The following is a 16,096-nucleotide window of genomic DNA, read 5'->3' as shown; positions in this document are numbered from 1 at the left end:
TACATTCAGTGACGCCACAAACCACACAGGCGTTCGAATCGCGTTGTGGAGGGGACCCATATGCGGACTGCACGATCACTCAGACGGGCAGCGGCGGTGGCCATGCTCGTCGCTCTGCCGATCCTGGCGGCTCCCGCCGTCATCGAAGCCCAGCCCGACCGCGTCGCCGTGGCAGGAGACGACCCGGGCTGGGGCCGGTCGGCACCGCCTACTCCGCCTCCCACCGAGCCGCCCGCCTCACCGATGGGCGACCCCGGCTGGGGCTGATGTCCTGCGCGTAACACGCACGGAACTGCACGATCGGCCCGGCAGACAACGGTGTCTGCCGGGCCGCCGCACTAGATGATCAACGGGGAAGGGCACTTCATGAACAGGCTGCTGGCATTTGAGCTTCTCGTCGCTGCGGGGCTCATCCTTCTCGTCCGCCAGGGGCGGGGTCTGCGGCGCCAGATCGAGTCCATGAGGGCTGAGACTGCGGCGGCCCGCATCGCCCGGGCTCTAGACGTGGACAGCTCGGTGCCGTGATCTCGGCCCTCCCAGGAGGCCCTTGACCGCCCGGGAAGTCTCACAACTTCTCACACTCGTCTCACAGACAGCGCCTGAAGAGGAGGAGCCAGGCCTCTGACCTGGCCCCCACGCCCTTCTCCTGGACCGTGTGGACTGTGCGGACACCCTCCGTACAACTACGGATCAGAAGGTTGCAGGTTCGAATCCTGCCGAGTGCACAGCAGGCGAGAGGCCCCAGGAGAAATCCCGGGGGCCTCTCGCGTTGCCCGTACAGCAGCGAAGTACAGCGATCACATCAACCCGGAGTGGCCTGGCGCAGGGCCTCACGGACCTCTTGGACCGTGGGCCTGTCGCCGGGATCCGGGCTGAGCATGGTGTCGATCAGGCGGCCCAGCTCACCCGGTGCTCGAACGGGCCGACGTCTGCCGCTGGCGACGGCTCGCCTCTGCTCCGGGCGTGGTGCGTCGTCCGGGTACTCGACGGCCCGCCGGCCCGTGGCGGAGATGAGCAGGGACGCACCGAGGGCGTAGACGTCGGCTTCCTGCGTCGCCTCAGCCTCCCCGGTCGCGAGCACACTGCGCGCGATCTCCGGCGCCTCGTAGTGGACCAGGCAGCCGCGGAACGGGAAGTCGTACTGCTCGGGGACGTGCCCACCCCGTGCCAAGGCCAGGTCGATGAGGTGCGTGCGCTCCGGACCGATGATGAAGTGTGCGGGTTGCACATCGCCGTGAGCCCAGCCCATGGCATGGAGCTCGGCCAGCGCCTCTGCGCAGCCGAGGGCTTCGCTGATGTGAGGTTCCGTACGAGAGCCCGGCTCCCGACAGGGCTTCCAGAGTTCGTGGAGATCAGGCCCCTCGCGCCACGGCTGGACGTTCCAGGTGCCCCGCTCCCATTCACCGTACGCGGAGTCGTCGGAGCCGATCCGGTGCAGCACGGTGCCTTCGCGGGCGGGGGCGAGCGACGTCCAGGGTTGGGCGGACCAGTCGGCCGTAGCCTCGATGGGATATCCGACCTTCACGGCGTATTGCCCTCGATGGCTCTCGACCTCCCAGACCATGGAGCCCCGGCGATTGACGACCAGGCGCTGAGCCGTGGGCATAAGCGCATCGAGCACCGGGATCGGCAGTTCAGGGGGTGTCCGGGACAACGTCTGTTCTCCTTCCGGGCAACGCGGCCGACCTCGCCTAGAGGCCGGCCGCGCCGCTGGTGTCGTGTCGCTACGCCTGACCGTACGGGCGGCCGCAGTCCGCGTCGCACTGTGCGAAGTTGGTGCCGTCCACGGTCCAGAGGTCGTCGAAGACCATGAATCAGGCCGCCTTCATCGCCTGCGCGAAAGCGGCGACCACCTCCGGGTCACGCCCACCAGCGCCCGACTTCGGGTTGTGGTGGAGGAAACGGCCGGCGAACCGGTGGCACAGGTCGGCGTACTCCTTCGTATGCAGGATGAGCGCGTGCAGACCGAGGTCCACGTCGTCCGACGGGACCATGGGGACGGTTGCGGTCGCGGTGGCGACCACGAAGGCCACCGCCTGGTCCGCGAGCGTGCATCTGGTTCGGCAACGTGGGCGCACGCCCCCCGAACTGACAGGTCACCGGTGCAGGCGAATCACGACAATGTTGCGCTTCCGGCCAATCCGCCTTGGTTGTATCTGAGGTGTCCTACCGTGATCATCACGCACAGCAATCAGGGGGGACCGTGAGTACACCGTCGACACCGCAGCGACCGCCGCGCCCTGATGAAGTGCTGGCCTTCCACAACGGGGACACGCTGGAGAACATCCCCGTCATCCGCGACGAAGCGGCCTCCCGACCGCCGCAGTTCCCTTGGAAGGCGACGTTGACCGTGGGAGCGGTGGCAGCTGTTGTTGGTGCCTGCCTGGCCGTGCTTCTGCACCAGCACACTGGATCGGGTCGGACTCCCGACGGGAAGGCGCTCCCCCAGGCGACACGCAGCACCACAGGGGACGGACACGGGAACACTCAGGCCTCGCCGGCACCCCCAGAGCCGACCTCCTCGTCGAGCGTCCCACCGTCCCGCTCTGCGAGCGCATCGCCGTCCTGCATCTCGGTGACCTACAAGACGCCCGAAGGTCCAGCCAGCTGCGAGCCGAAGGCCGAAGTTTGCGTAGCTGGTGCACCATGGCAGGTAGCAGACATCGAAGGACTGTGCGGCGGCCCCGTACCTCTCCAGGCCATCCACGTTATTTCGCAGCCGGCCACCGGAGGGGACCCCGGAGCTACCTACTGCCTCGCGTGGACAGGTAGCAGTGACGGCGCGGGGAAGGACGCCACTCTTCTCATGAACGCGGCAGGCTATCAGTGTGGTGCCTACCTGGTCGGTTCGGACGGACAGGTGATCCAGACGGATGGCTCCTCTGTCTTCTCGGACACTCCTCAGTACTGCGAGGGGCCCTATCCGGGCACCAGGATGACCTACCCGGCCGTCTTGAACTTCCCGAACGAGGGCGGTGCGCAAGCGCCCATGTATGTCTGCGTTTCTGAGAACGCAGGCGCGTGAGCGCGAGGAGCAGACCACCGTCGTCGCGGTGCCGAGCTGCCAGACCGCAACGAAGTACAGCAACCACAGCGACCGACTACGACCCTCGGCGGGTCTGAAGCACCTTGCGGCGGCCACAATGACCCCCATTGGCCGATCTCTGTAGAGTTACGGATCAGAAGGTTGCAGGTTCGAATCCTGCCGAGTGCACAGCAGGCCAGAGGCCCCAGGACAAATCTTGGGGCCTCTGGCGTATGTCGTGACGGCAGTGTTCGACGAAACCGCTCCGATCGCGCCGGTCCCCTTCGCGGAGTGAAGGGCGATCTGCCTGCCGGCGTCGGGTGAGACTCCCCTGCCCTCGTGCACGGCGGCCTTGAGCGTGGCTCGGGCCGGTGGGTGGGTGTTGCTGGAGGTGCACGGAGCGTGCCGGCTTCGAGGTTTTTGGACATGGCCGGGTAGTTCCGGAGGCAGGCTCACGGGGCGACCGCGTACACGGTGGCCCGGTACACCTGACCTGATCAACGGGAACCGGCGCTCGGCGCAGACGATCCGTTGGACCTTGCCCCGATGGCGTCGGCCTGATGGGGCAGTTCCGATGAGTCCCTCAAGCCGATTTGCCGTGATGTGGTATTTCGATGGTTCGGTGCAACGGGCGAATGTAGCGTCGCGATCATGGAATTACCGAACGGAATCACTACCGACCAGGCGCCGGCGAACCCGGCCGCCACCGATGACATGCTGGCCACTCAGCCGGTCGGCTACTGGTGCGGCCTGACCCATGAGGCCGTCACCCGGCATCTGCGTGACGCCATGGCCAAGACCGACGTCACGCAGCCGCAGTACTGGGTGCTCAACCGTGTGAACGGTGGACCCGCTGCGCCGAGCCGCGAGGAGGTCGTCGCGCAGCTGACGCCCCTTGCCGACGGTCCGCACGAGATCGCCAGGGTTGTCGACCAGTTGCTCCACCGCGACTGGCTCCGGGTTGATGACGGGCAGTGCCTGCACCTCACGGATGCCGGGGAGGCCGCCAGAGTGCGGATGCGCGAGTTGGTGACCGAGGTACGCGCCGAAGTCCACAAGGGCATCAGCGACGAGGAGTACGTGGCCGCGCTCAAGGTTCTGCGCAAGATGGTGGCCAACGTCGAGGCCCACGGGGCTCCCTGCGGAGTCCACAGGTAGTAGCAGGTAAGGCCCCGGTCCGCCTCGAAGGGTTGGGCCCTATTCGTGTGATCTCACTGTTCTGAGGTCTTTGCTGATCTTGCCTCGCCGGGCGGAGAGCTCGGCTCAACCAGCTCTGCGGTGCTCGTGCCAGACGGTGGCGGCTGTCGCGAGGCGCAGGGTCCATGGGTCGGGGGCGGCGTTGCTGATCTCGGACCAGAGGTTGTGGTTGGCGGTGGCGAAGGCGGTGATGCCTTCGGCGGGGGCGGTGTGCCAGGAGGGGATCTCGGCGGCCCAGCGCTCGGCGGATGCGGGGGTGTGTCCGGCGGCGATGAGCCAGATGACCCAGTAGCCGGCGTCGAGCCAGACCGCTCCGCTGGTGGCCCAGGCCCAGTCGACCAGGCGGGCCCGGTCGCCCGGGGGAGCGTGGTCGTCGACGAGGACGTTGGTGTTGTTCAGGTCGGTGTGGAGGAGGTGGGGTCCGGCGAGGAAGCGGAGGTCGTCGGGGTGGGCGGCGTACTGCTCCAGGCGCTGTTCGGCGTGGCGTAGTTCGATGCCGGGGCACGGGGTCTCGCCCAGGCGGCTCAGGAGGGCGGCGACTTCGGGGAGGTCGGGGGAGCCGGGGGCGTAGTCGGCGTGGTGGCCGGTGAGGGCTTCGAAGCCGAGGAGGTCCCAGCCTGAGGATTCGACGTGCCAGTGGAGGGCGGGGGCCAGGCCGGTGAGGAAGGGGGCGACGGCGGCCTCCCGGTGCTGGGTCCAGGCGCGGGGGTGTTCGGTGCGCAGGCCCTTGACGTGCCAGGTGCCCGTGGCGGAGGCGACGCGGGCCGCGATCTCGCTGTTGAAGCCCTCGGCCGTCTCCTCGATCGTGAGGAGGGGGCCGGTGTGCTCTTCGACGGCGGTGCGGGCGGTGGGCGGCAGCCGGTCGAGGCCGATGCGGGTGGTCGCCATGGGGCTTCACTCTTCCACGGGGGTGGGGGCTGGGGTTTTGGAGGGAAGAACGTCCTGAAGCCCCCGTGGTTCTGTCCGGCCGGTTGTCTACTGGTACGGGGTGTCGTCGTTGCAGCCCGGGACGGTGCCCTCGGCGGCAGTAGGTGTTCAGCGGTGCCTTCGCCTCCTGGTACGCCTTGGTGAACAGTCGGCAGCCGTCACCGTCGGGCCCTGGGACGGTCACCGGGGGCTGTCGAGCGGCGGGTAGAGGCCCGGGTTCTCCGGGGCATCCGCACTCGACATGGTGAGGTTGTGATCTCCCTTGCCCGAGAGCAGCAGGCCCGCCGTTGCGCGCTGGGCACCGGGATTCCCGTCGCTTTTGGAAGACGGCATGAGCGCATCCCTTGGCAGGCGCTCGGTGTTCTGCAGAGCGAGGGCATCGTCGAGTCGCGGAAGGGCGCTGGAGTCTTCGTGCGGTCGTTCCGCCCGCTGCGTCGCCAGGGCATCCAGCGTCTGGCCCGGTCCCAGTGGGGTGAGGGCCGGTCCGTGTGGTCCGTCGACACCGAGGACCGGACTCTGGTCGTCGACCGAGTGCGCGTCACCGAGCAGGGGGCGCCCGAGCATGTGGCCCGCGTGCTGGGGGTGGAAGAGGGCGGACCCGTATGTGTTCGTAGTCGGCGCTTCGTGCTGGACGGCAAGCCGGTGCTTCTCGCCACGTCGTATCTGCCGGCGAGCCTGGTGGCCGGGTCGGCCATCGCTCAGGAGGACACCGGGCCCGGCGGCACGTACGCGCGGCTTGCCGAACTCGGTTCGGAGCCGGTCCACTTCCGTGAGGAGATCCGGTCCCGCATGCCGACGGCGGCCGAGGCGGAGCAGCTGAAGCTCCCCACCGGGACGCCCGTCATGCTGATCTGCCGGACCGCCTTCACCGCCGAGGGCCGTGCGGTCGAAGTCAACGAGATGACCCTCGACTCCGCTTCGTACATCCTCGAATACGCCTTTGACGCGTAGCGGTTCTTCGTCGTCGGGCAGCGCCGACCCGGTCTCGGGCCAGCGGATCGCCTCGTCCATGAGGATGTAGAGCAGGCCGACCAGAGAGCCGCTGCTGACGATTTCGCGGCGGTCGATCATGGTGCGGATGTTGGCCAGCGGGATCCACTCGATGCGGTCCGACTCGTTCTTCTCGGTCGGGGGGCCTTCATGCGTGGCTCCGTCGGCGCGGAAGAGGTGGTGCTGGGAGTCGGTGATGCCGTTGGCCGGTTCGGCGTAGATCAGGGGCCTTACCGGGCCGGGGCGCCAGCCGGTTTCTTCCAGGACTTCGCGGGCCGCTGCTTCGGCCGGGGTCTCGTCGTTCTCGACCAGGCCCATGGGGAGTTCCCAGGCCCAGGTGTCCGTGATGAAGCGGTGGCGCCACATCATCAGGACCTCGTGGCGCTCGTTGACGACGGCGGCCACGGCCAGGTTGCGGAGCCTGACGACGTGGTGGTCGAAGCGGTTGCCGTCCGGGGTCTCGATGTCGGTGACCCACAGGTTCACCCAGTGGTTCTCGTAGACCGGGCGTTCACCGTGGATCTTCCATTGCATCGCTGTCGCCCCTCTCGATCAGGGTGTCAGCATCGCAGGGTTTTGGGGAGGGGCCGTTCTTCTTTAGGTGTGTGCGTCGGTGATGCGGGTCTGCGCGTTCATGACCACCTCGTGGAGGCGTCCCGGCTGTACGCCCTCGCGTGCCATCCACTCGTCGAGGCGGGGGCGCAGGTAGGCGGCCATCCAGGGGCCGTGGCGGCGTAGGGCGGAGCGGTTGACCGAGATCTCTTCCTGGATCTCTCGTCGCAGGTCGTCCGTCCAGCCCTGCTCGCGGTCCATCGGCTCCAACGGGGCCTTCAGGGCGGCTACCGCCTGGTCCAAGGCTTCTGTCAGGTTCGTGTTCACTTTTCTCCCGCCCGAACACCGTTGAGGCCGACTGCCATGGTGTTTGTACCGGAAGCCTAAAATCCCTGCTCATGGGGACTATGGGCGGGGATCTGCCGGAGAGCGCCACGGAGCGTGGAGCCGGCGCGGAGTTTGTCTATCGGCCTACCGCCGCGGACTTCGGGGAGGCACTGCGGGCGCGGGCGTCGGGGACGGCGGCGGGGCGGGGACAGGTGCTGGTGATGTTGCTGGCCGTCGTTCTTCCTGCGGTGCTCTTTGTGCTCGTTGCCGGTCTGGGGCCGTTGGCGAGCGTGTTGGTGCCGGTGCTTTCGCTGGGGGTCATGGTCGTGGCCCTGGTGCTGGGGATGCGTGCCCAGGCCCGGCAGCTGTTCAACATCGTGGAGCCGTACGGGGAGTGCCGCATGGTGGCCGACGAGCGGGGTGCGGTCAGTACCGGTGAGCGGGCGTCGTTCACCACCGAGTGGTCGGTGTACAGCGGGTACCTGGAGACCCCTCGGCTCTTCGTGCTCTTCGGCGGTGAACGCGCGGCCGGAATCGCCGTATTGCCCAAGCGGGGCGCCCAGGATCCCGCGGATGTGGAGCGCCTCCGGGGGATCCTGGGGCGGAACCTCAAGCCGTTGTAGCCTCCGGTGCCGATGTGGGAACCGGAGTGGGCCTGACGACGGTGGGGCGGCGGCGGGCGGGGACGGCCAGGGTCGGGTTCGCCACACCCCAGGCCGCGCCCTTGCAGACCAGTTCCTTGTAGAACGCGGCCAGACGGCCCGTCAGTGCAGCCGTACGGGCGCGGTCGTCGGCGGTGACGTACTGGATCAGGCCCTCCTTGCGGCCCAGCGAGATGCACTGGTTGAAGTAACGCAGCGGGGCGGTCGGGGACTTGGCGCCGGTCAGGCGGGCCGCGATCGAGTCGGCGGCCTGCCAGGCCATGGGGACGCCCGAGGCGCACGACATGCGGAGCGGCTTGTCGCCGGGGCCCTGCGCCAAGGCCGCGTCACCGATGGCGTACACGTCCGGGTGGGAGAGCGAGCGCATCGTGCCGTCGACCTCGATCCGGCCCGTGGCGTCGGTCTTCAGCGTGGTCGCCTGCGCGATCGGGTGGGCCGCGAAGCCTGTCGTCCAGATCGTGACCGATGCGGGCAGGTCGCCCGCCGTGGTGGTGACGTGGTCGGCCCCGACCCCGGTGACCGTCGTGTTCTCGTGGACCGTGATGCCCAGGCCCGCCATGACCTTCCGCAGATGGCGGGCGCCCTTGGGGGAGAGCCAGTCGCCCAGGGCGCCTCGGGCGGCGAGGGTGACCTCGAGGTCGGGGCGGGCCTCGGCGATCTCGGTCGCCGCCTCCAGTCCGGTGAGCCCGCCGCCCACGACGACCACGGGCTGCCCGGCGCCCAGGGCGGCCAGGCGTGCGCGCAGCCGGAGGGCGCCGGGGCGGCCCGCGATGTCGTGGGCGTGGTCGGCGGCTCCGGGGACGTCGTGGGTGCTCCAGGTGGAGCCGAGGGCGTACACGAGGGTGTCGTACGGGAGTTCCTCGACGCCGGAGCTGCCGGAGCTGCCGGAGCTGCCGAGCCCGTCGGACGCGCTGGATCCGCCGGAGCTGCCGAGCCCGTTGGACGCCCCGGGCCCGCTGGACCCGCCGGGCTCCGCCTCCGTGATCGAGACCGTCCTGCCGTCCGCGTCCACCGCCGTCACCCTCGCGAGCCGCAGCCGCACCCCCGTACCCGCGAACATCTCGCTGAACGGGCGGGGCCTGAGCTCCTGCCCGACCGCCAGCTGGTGCATCCTGACCCGCTCGACGAAGTCCGGCTCGGCGTTGACGAGGGTGATGGCGACGTCCTCGCGGCGCAGCCGCCTGGCGAGGCGGCCGGCGGCGATCGCTCCGGCGTATCCGGCCCCGATGACGACGATGCGGTGCTGTCCGTGCCCGTGTGCGTTTCCGTGCTGCATGGCCTGTGCTCCTGTCTCGCGCGGCTTCGCCCCTTGAACCGGGCAGCCCGTCGATTCCTGACAGGGGTGGGATGTGACCTGCATCACGTGCGTGGGTCAGAAGGCGTGGAACAGGGGTTCCCCGTGCCCCATGGCCGCCCACCGCCTCGTCGCGCGCTCCAGCTTGTCGGGGTTGGCCTGGCTGCGGAACGCGGCGATGCCCTCCGCCGTGATCTCCAGGCACAGGATGCCCACGACCCGGCCGCCGACCACCGCCACCAGGGCGGGGGAGCCGTTGGCGGTCGTCGCGTGGATCTCGGCGGAGCCGCCCACCAGGTCGCGCTTGGCCTTGCCGGGCTTGAACAGGCCCCGCATGAACTTCGCGACCGCCACGGCCCCCTCGAACGCCTTGGTGCGGGCCGGTACCTTTCCGCCGCCGTCGCCGATCGCGATGGCGTCCGAGGTCAGCAGCCGTACGAGCGGTTCGGTCCGGCCGCTGGTCGCGGCGGCGAGGAACTCCTCGACGACCGGCCGGGCGGCCTCCGCGTCGATCTCCGTACGGGCCCTGCCCTCCGCGATGTGCTTCTTGGCGCGGTGGAAGAGCTGCTGGCAGGAGGCCTCGGTGATGTCGAGCATCTCCGCGATCTTCCGGTGCGGGTAGTCGAACGCCTCCCGCAGCACGTACACCACCCGCTCGTTGGGCGAGAGGCGCTCCATGAGGGCGAGTACGGCGTACGAGACCGACTCCCGCTGCTCGGCCGTGTCGGCGGGGCCCAGCATCGGGTCCCCGGCGAGCAGCGGTTCCGGCAGCCACTGGCCCACGTACGACTCGCGCCGGGCGCGGGCCGAGGTGAGCTGGTTGAGGCAGACGTTGGTGAGGACCTTGGTCAGCCAGGCCTCGGGGACCTCGATGCGGTCGACGTCGGCCGCCTGCCAGCGCAGGAACGTGTCCTGTACGGCGTCCTCGGCATCGCTCGACGAGCCGAGCAGCCGGTAGGCGATGGCCTCCAGACGGGGCATGGAGGCCTCGAACCGGTCCATGTGCGTCTGCGTCAGCGCCATGTCCGGATCCTAGCCCCGGGGGCGGACGTGGGCAGGCGGCGGCGCCGGGCGGCGGGGTGGGCGGTGCGTCGGCGGGCGCGACGCCCACCGTCCCGGTCCCGCCCGAGCGCCCACGGTCCTGCCCGAGGCGGCCGTCCGGACAAGATCGAGGGGCGGGGGCGTCCGCGCGGGAGGAAGCTGGAAGGGCGGGGCTCCTCGGCGAGGTGTGTGATGGGCGAGAACGGTGGACTTCTTCGGTCGGGGCTGCGGAACGCGGGCTGTGCGGTGGTCGTGGGAGCCGTCGGGATTCTCGGGGCGGGGGCCTGTGCCGGGAGCGGGTCCGGCGGGGCCGGTGAGAGCGTCGCGCCCGCCTCCACCTCCGTGGCCGCGCCCTCGTCCTCCACTCCTGCCGAGGTCACCGCCACGGTGACCAGTACCGTCACCGCCTCTCCCGAGACGCGGACGGACACGGAGACGAAGACGAAGGTGCCCGAGAAGAGCCCATCGCCCTCCACCTCGGCCTCCCTGAGCGCGGAAGCCACCGTCGTCGCCTACTTCGACGCCATCAACGCCCGTGACTACCGGGCGGCTTGGGAGCTGGGCGGCAAGAACCTCGCCGGTGATTACCAGGCCTTCGTCGACGGCTTGGCCGACACCGAACGCGACACCGTCCGGATCCTCGGTGTCCAGGGCGACACGGTCCGGGCGGAGCTGGAGGCCCTCCAGACCGACGGCAGCCTCAAGCTCTTCGAGGGCACCTACACCGTCCGGTCGGGCGTGATCACCTCCGCCGACGTACGGGAGGTGACCGGGCCCGAGGACCCGTCGAGCGATGAGCCCGGTGGCGTGTATTACGAGAACTGCGACGCGGCCCGGAAGGCCGGAGCCGCGCCCCTGCACCCGGGCGACCCCGGCTATGGGGACCACCTCGACCGTGACAGTGACGGCATCGCCTGTGAGCCGTACGTTCCCCGCCCCTGAGGGCGCCTACGCGTCGTCGGGCCCCGACGGGGTAGCCGAGCTGGTACGGGGTGTGAGGGACGCGCCCGGCTCGGAGGTTGCCGGATGAGGTCGCGGAGGCACGGCCAGGTGCAGCGGTGGCAGGACGAGTGGTGGGCCGTGGGGCTGCTGGTGCTCGTGGTGTGGGTCGGTATCCGGCTGGCCTTCGACGGGTGGTCGGGGTGGCCCGGGATTCTGGCCGGCGGGCTCGTCTACGCCGGGTTCATGGCCTGGTACGTGATGCGGCACCGACGCCGTGACGCCCGGGCGGTGGGGACCGAGGCCGCCCGCGTGCCGGAGCTGGAGCGGCGGATCGCGAGGAACGGCGAGCTGCCCGACGATCCGGCCGAGCAGGCCGCCATGGTCCGGCTGATCCGGCGCCGGGAGGCGAAGCTGCGGCGCCATCAGTGGTGGGCCTTCCCCGTGCTGGGGCTGCTCCTCTTCGGGATCCCGATGCTCTGGTTCGCCGCCGGGAACCTGGTGGCGGGTGTGTGGGGGCTCGGGTTCGGGGCGGCGTTCCTGGGGTGGATGGCCTGGTTCAACCGGCGCTTCGTCCGCCGCATGGCCGGGATGCGGCGGCGGATCGAAGGCGTCGGGGCGCCCGGCGCCCCGGGGGGCGTTGTCACCGGCGGTCGTTAGCCTTGACGGGGCGGGGCCCGGAAGCGGGGGCCCGGGGTCCGGGGGCCTGAAGCCGCTTCGTGTGGCGTGAAGAGTTGCCTCGTGCGGCGTGGAGAGCGGAGTTCGGGTGGCCTTCGGGTGGCGGTGTAACGGGGTCGCGTGGCCGGGGGACGGGCCCGAGCTGGGGTGGAGCCGGGGGCGTGAGCGGCGCGTGAGCGTTCTCGCGTACGGGAGCGGGCTCGGGTTCCGGGCCGTGGGGGAGCGGCACTGCGTGGGGGCCCGGGAGAACCCGTGTCCTGTCGCGGCCGTCGTGCCCGCGCGCTCCACCGGGGGCCGGTGCCCGGAGTGTGCGCGGCTGGACCGGGCCCACTCGGTGGCCGCCGACACCCTGGCCGACGACCCGCGACCGTACCGCGTCTATCTCGCCTGGTTCGGGCCCGGCCTGGTCAAGGTCGGCATCACCCGGGAGGAGCGCGGCGGGGCGCGGCTGCGGGAGCAGGGGGCCGTGGCGTTCACCTGGCTGGGGCGCGGGCCCCTGATGGCCGCCCGGCGGACCGAGGAGGTGGTGCGGGCCGCCCTCGGGGTGCCGGACCGGATTCCGTACGCCCGGAAGCGGGCCGTGCGGGGGCAACTGCCGGGCGAGCGGGAGCGGTTCGGGGAAGTGGTGGAGTTGTACGGGCGGGCCGGCGGGCTTCAGGGGCGTGGGTGGCCCGAGTCGTTGGAGCCCCTGCCTCTTGAAGTCGTCGACCATGCGCGGGCTTTCGGGCTTGACCGGTCGGCCCGTGCCACGCGGGCCGTGGGCGAGCTGGTCGACGGGGGTGTGGTCGCGGGGCGGTTGGTGGCTGCCGCCGGGCCCGATCTGCATCTCGCCGTGGACGACCGGGATGGTGTGGTCGTGCTGGATACGCGGCTGATCACCGGGTGGGAGCTGGCGGCCGCCACCCCGCCCGGGAAGGGCGAAGTAGGTGTCCCCCTCATCGACATCGCGGGCGGCGGCGTGCAGGGTGGGTTGTTCTGACCTTGACCGGCAAGACCCTGCGAGGAGCTGCGTGTGGAAGACGACAGCCTTGACGTCCTGCGGTTCCGGGAGCGGCTCGGGCTGCCCGGGATCATCGACGTCCACACCCACTTCATGCCCGAGCGGGTCCTGCGCAAGGTCTGGGCCTACTTCGACTCCGTCGGGCCGCTCACCGGGAGGGAGTGGCCGATCACCTACCGGCACGAGGAGGAGCAACGGCTCGCCCTCATCCGGTCGCTCGGGGTGCTCCGCTTCACCTCCATGCTCTATCCGCACAAGCCCGGCATGGCCCGCTGGCTCAACGACTGGGCCGCCGGCTTCGCTGCCCGGGTGCCCGACTGCCTGCACACCGCGACCCTCTTCCCGGAGGAGGGCGTGGAGGTGTACGTGAAGGAGGCCGTCGAGAGCGGGGCGCGGGTCTTCAAATCGCATCTCCAGGTGGGCGCGTACGACCCCAACGACCCGCTGCTGGAGCCTGCTTGGGGGCTGCTCGCGGAGGCCGGGGTGCCCGTCGTGATGCACTGCGGGTCCGGACCGGCGCCGGGGCGGTTCACCGGGCCCGGGCCGGTCGGGCAACTCCTCGCGCGCCACCCCCGGCTGCGGCTGATCGTCGCGCACATGGGGATGCCGGAGTACGGGGAGTTCCTGGCGCTGGCGCAGGCGTACCCGGAGGTGCGGCTCGACACGACGATGGCGTTCACCGATTTCAGCGAGGGGTTCAGCCCGTTCCCGGCCGACGAGCGGGGGCGGCTGGCCGATCTCGGGGACCGGATCCTGCTGGGGACGGACTTCCCGAACATCCCGTACCCGTACGTCCACCAGCTGGAGGCCCTGGAGCGGCTCGGGCTGGGGGAGGAGTGGCTGCGGGCCGTCTGCTACCGGAACGCGGAGGCGCTGTTCGGGCCCGTCGCCTGAGGGCCGGGACCTGCTTTCTCAGGCAATTCACAGAAACGGGTCAGGCTTCTCTCACGGGCGCCTCACAGGGTGGTCCCATGACGACGACCACCGTGCCCCAGGGGCGAACCGACACTGCGCCCCAGGGGCGTGCCGAACTGCTCAGGCCGGACCGTACGCCCGTGCGCGTCCTGGTCGTGGACGACGAGGCTCCGCTCGCCGAGCTGCTCTCGATGGCCCTGCGGTACGAGGGGTGGGAGGTGCGCTCCGCCGGCGACGGGGCCGGGGCCGTGCGCGCGGCCCGGGACTTCCGCCCGGACGCGGTGGTCCTGGACGTGATGCTCCCGGACATGGACGGGCTCTCCGTCCTGGGCCGGCTCCGGCGCGAGCACTCCGACGTGCCCGTCCTCTTCCTCACCGCCCGGGACGCCGTGGAGGACCGGATCGCCGGGCTCACGGCGGGCGGCGACGACTATGTGACCAAGCCGTTCAGCCTGGAGGAGGTCGTGGCCCGGCTGCGCGGGCTGATCCGCCGCTCGGGCACGGCCCTCGCCGCCGAGCGGAGCCAGTCGACGCTCACCGTCGGGGACCTGGTGCTCGACGAGGACAGCCACGAGGTGAGCCGGGGCGGGGACGCGATCCACCTGACCGCCACCGAGTTCGAGCTGCTGCGGTTCCTGATGCGCAACCCGCGCCGGGTGCTCAGCAAGGCGCAGATCCTGGACCGGGTCTGGAACTACGACTTCGGCGGCCAGGCCAACGTCGTCGAGCTCTACATCTCCTACCTCCGCAAGAAGATCGACGCCGGGCGGACACCGATGATCCACACCCGGCGCGGCGCGGGGTACCTGATCAAGCCCGGTGAGTAGGCGCCCCCGGGGCCTGGGTGTGCTGCGGCGGCCGTGGACCCTGCGGACCCGGCTCGTCGTCTCCGCCGTCTCCCTGATCGCCGTCGTCGCGGCCGTCATCGGGTCCGTCACCGCCATAGCGTTTCACAGCTACCTGTACGGCAAGCTCGACGACCAGCTCCACTCCATCGCCGTACGCGCCGAGCGGCCGCCCGGTCCGGGACCGGTACCGGAGGGGGCCGTGCCGGACAGCGTGGTGCCCGAGGCGCTGCTGCCCACGGCCCTGCGGGACGCCGGTCCGCTCGGCTTCATCGGGGGCGGCGGGCAGCCGCTCGGCACGTTCGGGGCCGTCGTCGACGACGGGGACGTCACCGCGTCGAAGGTCGTCGTCGAGGACAGCGGCCTCCGCTCCCAGGAGAGCGCCAAGCCCCTGACGGCGGCGCAGCAGCGGGCGCTGGAGGCGGCGGCTCCGGAGGCCGGCGAGGACGCCCGGAGCGTGGAGCTGCCCGGCCTCGGCGGCTACCGCGTGGAGGCCGCCACCACCGCCGAGGGCCGGACCGTCCTCGTCGGGATCCCCACCGCCGAGGTGAGCGGCGCCCTCACCACCCTGATCGTCGTCGAGGTCTGCGTCACCGCCGCCGGGCTCGTCGCCGCCTCCCTCGCGGGCACCGTCCTCGTCGGGGTCGCCCTGCGCCCGCTGCGCCGGGTCGCGGCCACCGCCACCCGGGTCGTCGAACTCCCGCTCCACAGCGGTGAGGTGGCGCTCCTCGAACGCGTCCCGGACGCCGAGGCAGATCCCCGTACCGAGGTCGGACAGGTCGGCGCGGCGCTCAACCGGATGCTGGGACACGTCGGTTCGGCGCTGGCCGCCCGGCAGGAGAGCGAGACGCGGGTCCGGCAGTTCGTCGCGGACGCCAGCCATGAGCTGCGCACCCCGCTCGCCTCGATCCGGGGGTACGCCGAGCTGACCCGGCGTGCGTCGGGCGGGGGCGCGTCGGCCGCCGACCCCGTCACCCGGCACGCGCTGGGGCGGATCGAGTCGGAGGCGGACCGGATGACCGGGCTGGTGGAGGATCTGCTGCTGCTCGCCCGGCTCGATGCGGGACGCCCGCTCTCGTACGAGAGCACTGATCTGCTGCCGTTGGTCGTGGACGCGGTGAGCGATGCCCGGGTGGCGGCCGCCGCCATGGAGACCGGGGACGACGCCCACCACCGCTGGCGGCTGGAGCTGCCCGACGAGCCCGTGACCGTACGCGCCGATCCCGCCCGGCTCCAGCAGGTCCTGGTGAACCTGCTGGCCAACGCCCGTACCCACACCCCTGCGGGGACCACCGTGACCGTCTCCGTACGGCCGCCGTCGCCCGCGTCCACCGTGGGGCCGGTGACTCTGGAGGTACGGGACGACGGGCCCGGGATCCCGCCCGAGCTGCTGCCGCACGTCTTCGAGCGGTTCGCCCGCGGGGACGCCTCCCGCACGCGCGGGGCGGCCGCCGAAAGGGCCACCGGCTCCACCGGGCTCGGTCTCGCCATCGTGCAGGCCGTCGTCTCCGCGCACGGCGGGCGCGTACGGGTGGAATCGGCGCCCGGCCGTACGGTCTTCGCGGTCGAGCTGCCCGCCGAAACGGCCGCCCACCAGGGTTCGGAGGGTGCTGAAACGGCCTCCCACCAGGGTGCACAGGGCGCCGAAACCGCCGCCCGCCAGGGTTCACAGGGCAGGGACAGGCTCACCACACCCGTGTGACA

The 16,096-nt window shown here is 70.9% G+C and carries 14 protein-coding genes and 3 pseudogenes; 10 read left to right on the top strand and 7 right to left on the bottom strand.

The features are described 5' to 3' along the window. Window positions 1-102 precede the first annotated feature (102 nt). On the top strand, window positions 103-267 hold the full coding sequence (locus DJ476_RS34515) for a hypothetical protein (protein WP_162638716.1): 165 nt from the start codon (window positions 103-105) through the stop codon (window positions 265-267). 535 nt (window positions 268-802) lie between these two features. Here DJ476_RS34515 and DJ476_RS16295 read toward each other — a convergent pair. Both DJ476_RS16295 and DJ476_RS16290 read right to left on the bottom strand, forming a co-directional pair. Then, entirely contained in the window at window positions 803-1,654 is an 852-nt protein-coding gene (locus DJ476_RS16295) for a protein kinase domain-containing protein (RefSeq protein ID WP_112490868.1), read from the bottom strand. A 70-nt stretch (window positions 1,655-1,724) separates the two neighbouring features. Then, window positions 1,725-2,048, bottom strand: a pseudogene (locus DJ476_RS16290) (hypothetical protein); the annotation flags it as partial. 1,628 nt (window positions 2,049-3,676) lie between these two features. On the opposite strand from DJ476_RS16290, the gene DJ476_RS16280 reads away from it, so the two are divergent. Beyond that, the gene (locus tag DJ476_RS16280) at window positions 3,677-4,183 is read left to right on the top strand and encodes a MarR family winged helix-turn-helix transcriptional regulator (RefSeq protein WP_112490866.1); all 507 of its coding nucleotides are present in this window, start codon (window positions 3,677-3,679) and stop codon (window positions 4,181-4,183) included. Between the two features lie 105 nt (window positions 4,184-4,288). Here DJ476_RS16280 and DJ476_RS16275 read toward each other — a convergent pair whose 3' ends face one another. Continuing rightward, the gene (locus DJ476_RS16275; protein ID WP_112490865.1) at window positions 4,289-5,110 is read right to left on the bottom strand and encodes an aminoglycoside phosphotransferase; all 822 of its coding nucleotides are present in this window, start codon (window positions 5,108-5,110) and stop codon (window positions 4,289-4,291) included. Between the two features lie 387 nt (window positions 5,111-5,497). Here DJ476_RS16275 and DJ476_RS16270 point away from each other — a divergent pair. Next, window positions 5,498-6,100, top strand: a pseudogene (locus DJ476_RS16270) (GntR family transcriptional regulator); the annotation flags it as partial. Window positions 6,101-6,142: 42 nt separating this feature from the next. Here the strand turns inward: DJ476_RS16270 and DJ476_RS16265 are convergent. Both DJ476_RS16265 and DJ476_RS16260 read right to left on the bottom strand, forming a co-directional pair. Beyond that, window positions 6,143-6,673, bottom strand: a pseudogene (locus DJ476_RS16265) (NUDIX hydrolase); the annotation flags it as partial. A gap of 63 nt (window positions 6,674-6,736) precedes the next feature. Continuing rightward, on the bottom strand, window positions 6,737-6,994 hold the full coding sequence (locus DJ476_RS16260) for a hypothetical protein (protein WP_318294710.1): 258 nt from the start codon (window positions 6,992-6,994) through the stop codon (window positions 6,737-6,739). Between the two features lie 95 nt (window positions 6,995-7,089). Between DJ476_RS16260 and DJ476_RS16255 the strand changes: the two genes are divergently transcribed. Further along, window positions 7,090-7,641, top strand: a complete 552-nt coding sequence (locus tag DJ476_RS16255) for a YcxB family protein (RefSeq protein WP_112490864.1) — start codon at window positions 7,090-7,092, stop codon at window positions 7,639-7,641. Here the strand turns inward: DJ476_RS16255 and DJ476_RS16250 are convergent. Then, window positions 7,628-8,956, bottom strand: a complete 1,329-nt coding sequence (locus DJ476_RS16250) for an NAD(P)/FAD-dependent oxidoreductase (RefSeq protein ID WP_112490863.1) — start codon at window positions 8,954-8,956, stop codon at window positions 7,628-7,630. The two genes, DJ476_RS16255 and DJ476_RS16250, sit on opposite strands and share 14 nt — an antisense overlap. Window positions 8,957-9,052: 96 nt before the next feature. Then, window positions 9,053-9,997, bottom strand: a complete 945-nt coding sequence (gene sigJ / locus DJ476_RS16245) for an RNA polymerase sigma factor SigJ (RefSeq protein WP_112490862.1) — start codon at window positions 9,995-9,997, stop codon at window positions 9,053-9,055. Window positions 9,998-10,207: 210 nt separating this feature from the next. Here sigJ and DJ476_RS16240 point away from each other — a divergent pair, with 210 nt between their 5' ends. The 6 genes from DJ476_RS16240 (at window position 10,208) to DJ476_RS16215 (ending at window position 16,094) form a co-directional block, all read left to right on the top strand. Continuing rightward, window positions 10,208-10,957 (top strand): excalibur calcium-binding domain-containing protein, encoded by a 750-nt coding sequence (locus DJ476_RS16240; RefSeq protein ID WP_112490861.1) that lies wholly within the window; start codon window positions 10,208-10,210, stop codon window positions 10,955-10,957. Window positions 10,958-11,041: 84 nt separating this feature from the next. Continuing rightward, a complete protein-coding gene (locus DJ476_RS16235; protein ID WP_112490860.1) occupies window positions 11,042-11,614 on the top strand; it encodes a hypothetical protein in 573 nt (190 codons plus the stop codon). Between the two features lie 106 nt (window positions 11,615-11,720). Next, window positions 11,721-12,611, top strand: coding sequence for a DUF2797 domain-containing protein (locus tag DJ476_RS16230; RefSeq protein WP_112490859.1), 891 nt, complete (start codon window positions 11,721-11,723; stop codon window positions 12,609-12,611). Between the two features lie 33 nt (window positions 12,612-12,644). Further along, the gene (locus DJ476_RS16225; protein ID WP_112490858.1) at window positions 12,645-13,526 is read left to right on the top strand and encodes an amidohydrolase family protein; all 882 of its coding nucleotides are present in this window, start codon (window positions 12,645-12,647) and stop codon (window positions 13,524-13,526) included. A gap of 77 nt (window positions 13,527-13,603) precedes the next feature. Further along, window positions 13,604-14,374 (top strand): response regulator transcription factor, encoded by a 771-nt coding sequence (locus DJ476_RS16220; protein WP_112490857.1) that lies wholly within the window; start codon window positions 13,604-13,606, stop codon window positions 14,372-14,374. 19 nt (window positions 14,375-14,393) lie between these two features. Next, window positions 14,394-16,094 (top strand): sensor histidine kinase, encoded by a 1,701-nt coding sequence (locus tag DJ476_RS16215; protein ID WP_112490856.1) that lies wholly within the window; start codon window positions 14,394-14,396, stop codon window positions 16,092-16,094. Window positions 16,095-16,096: the final 2 nt, after the last annotated feature.

The sequence above is a fragment of the Streptomyces bacillaris genome, from assembly GCF_003268675.1.
In the GTDB taxonomy this organism is placed as follows: Bacteria; Actinomycetota; Actinomycetes; order Streptomycetales; family Streptomycetaceae; genus Streptomyces; species Streptomyces bacillaris.
This window is presented reverse-complemented; position numbering and strand designations above follow the sequence as displayed.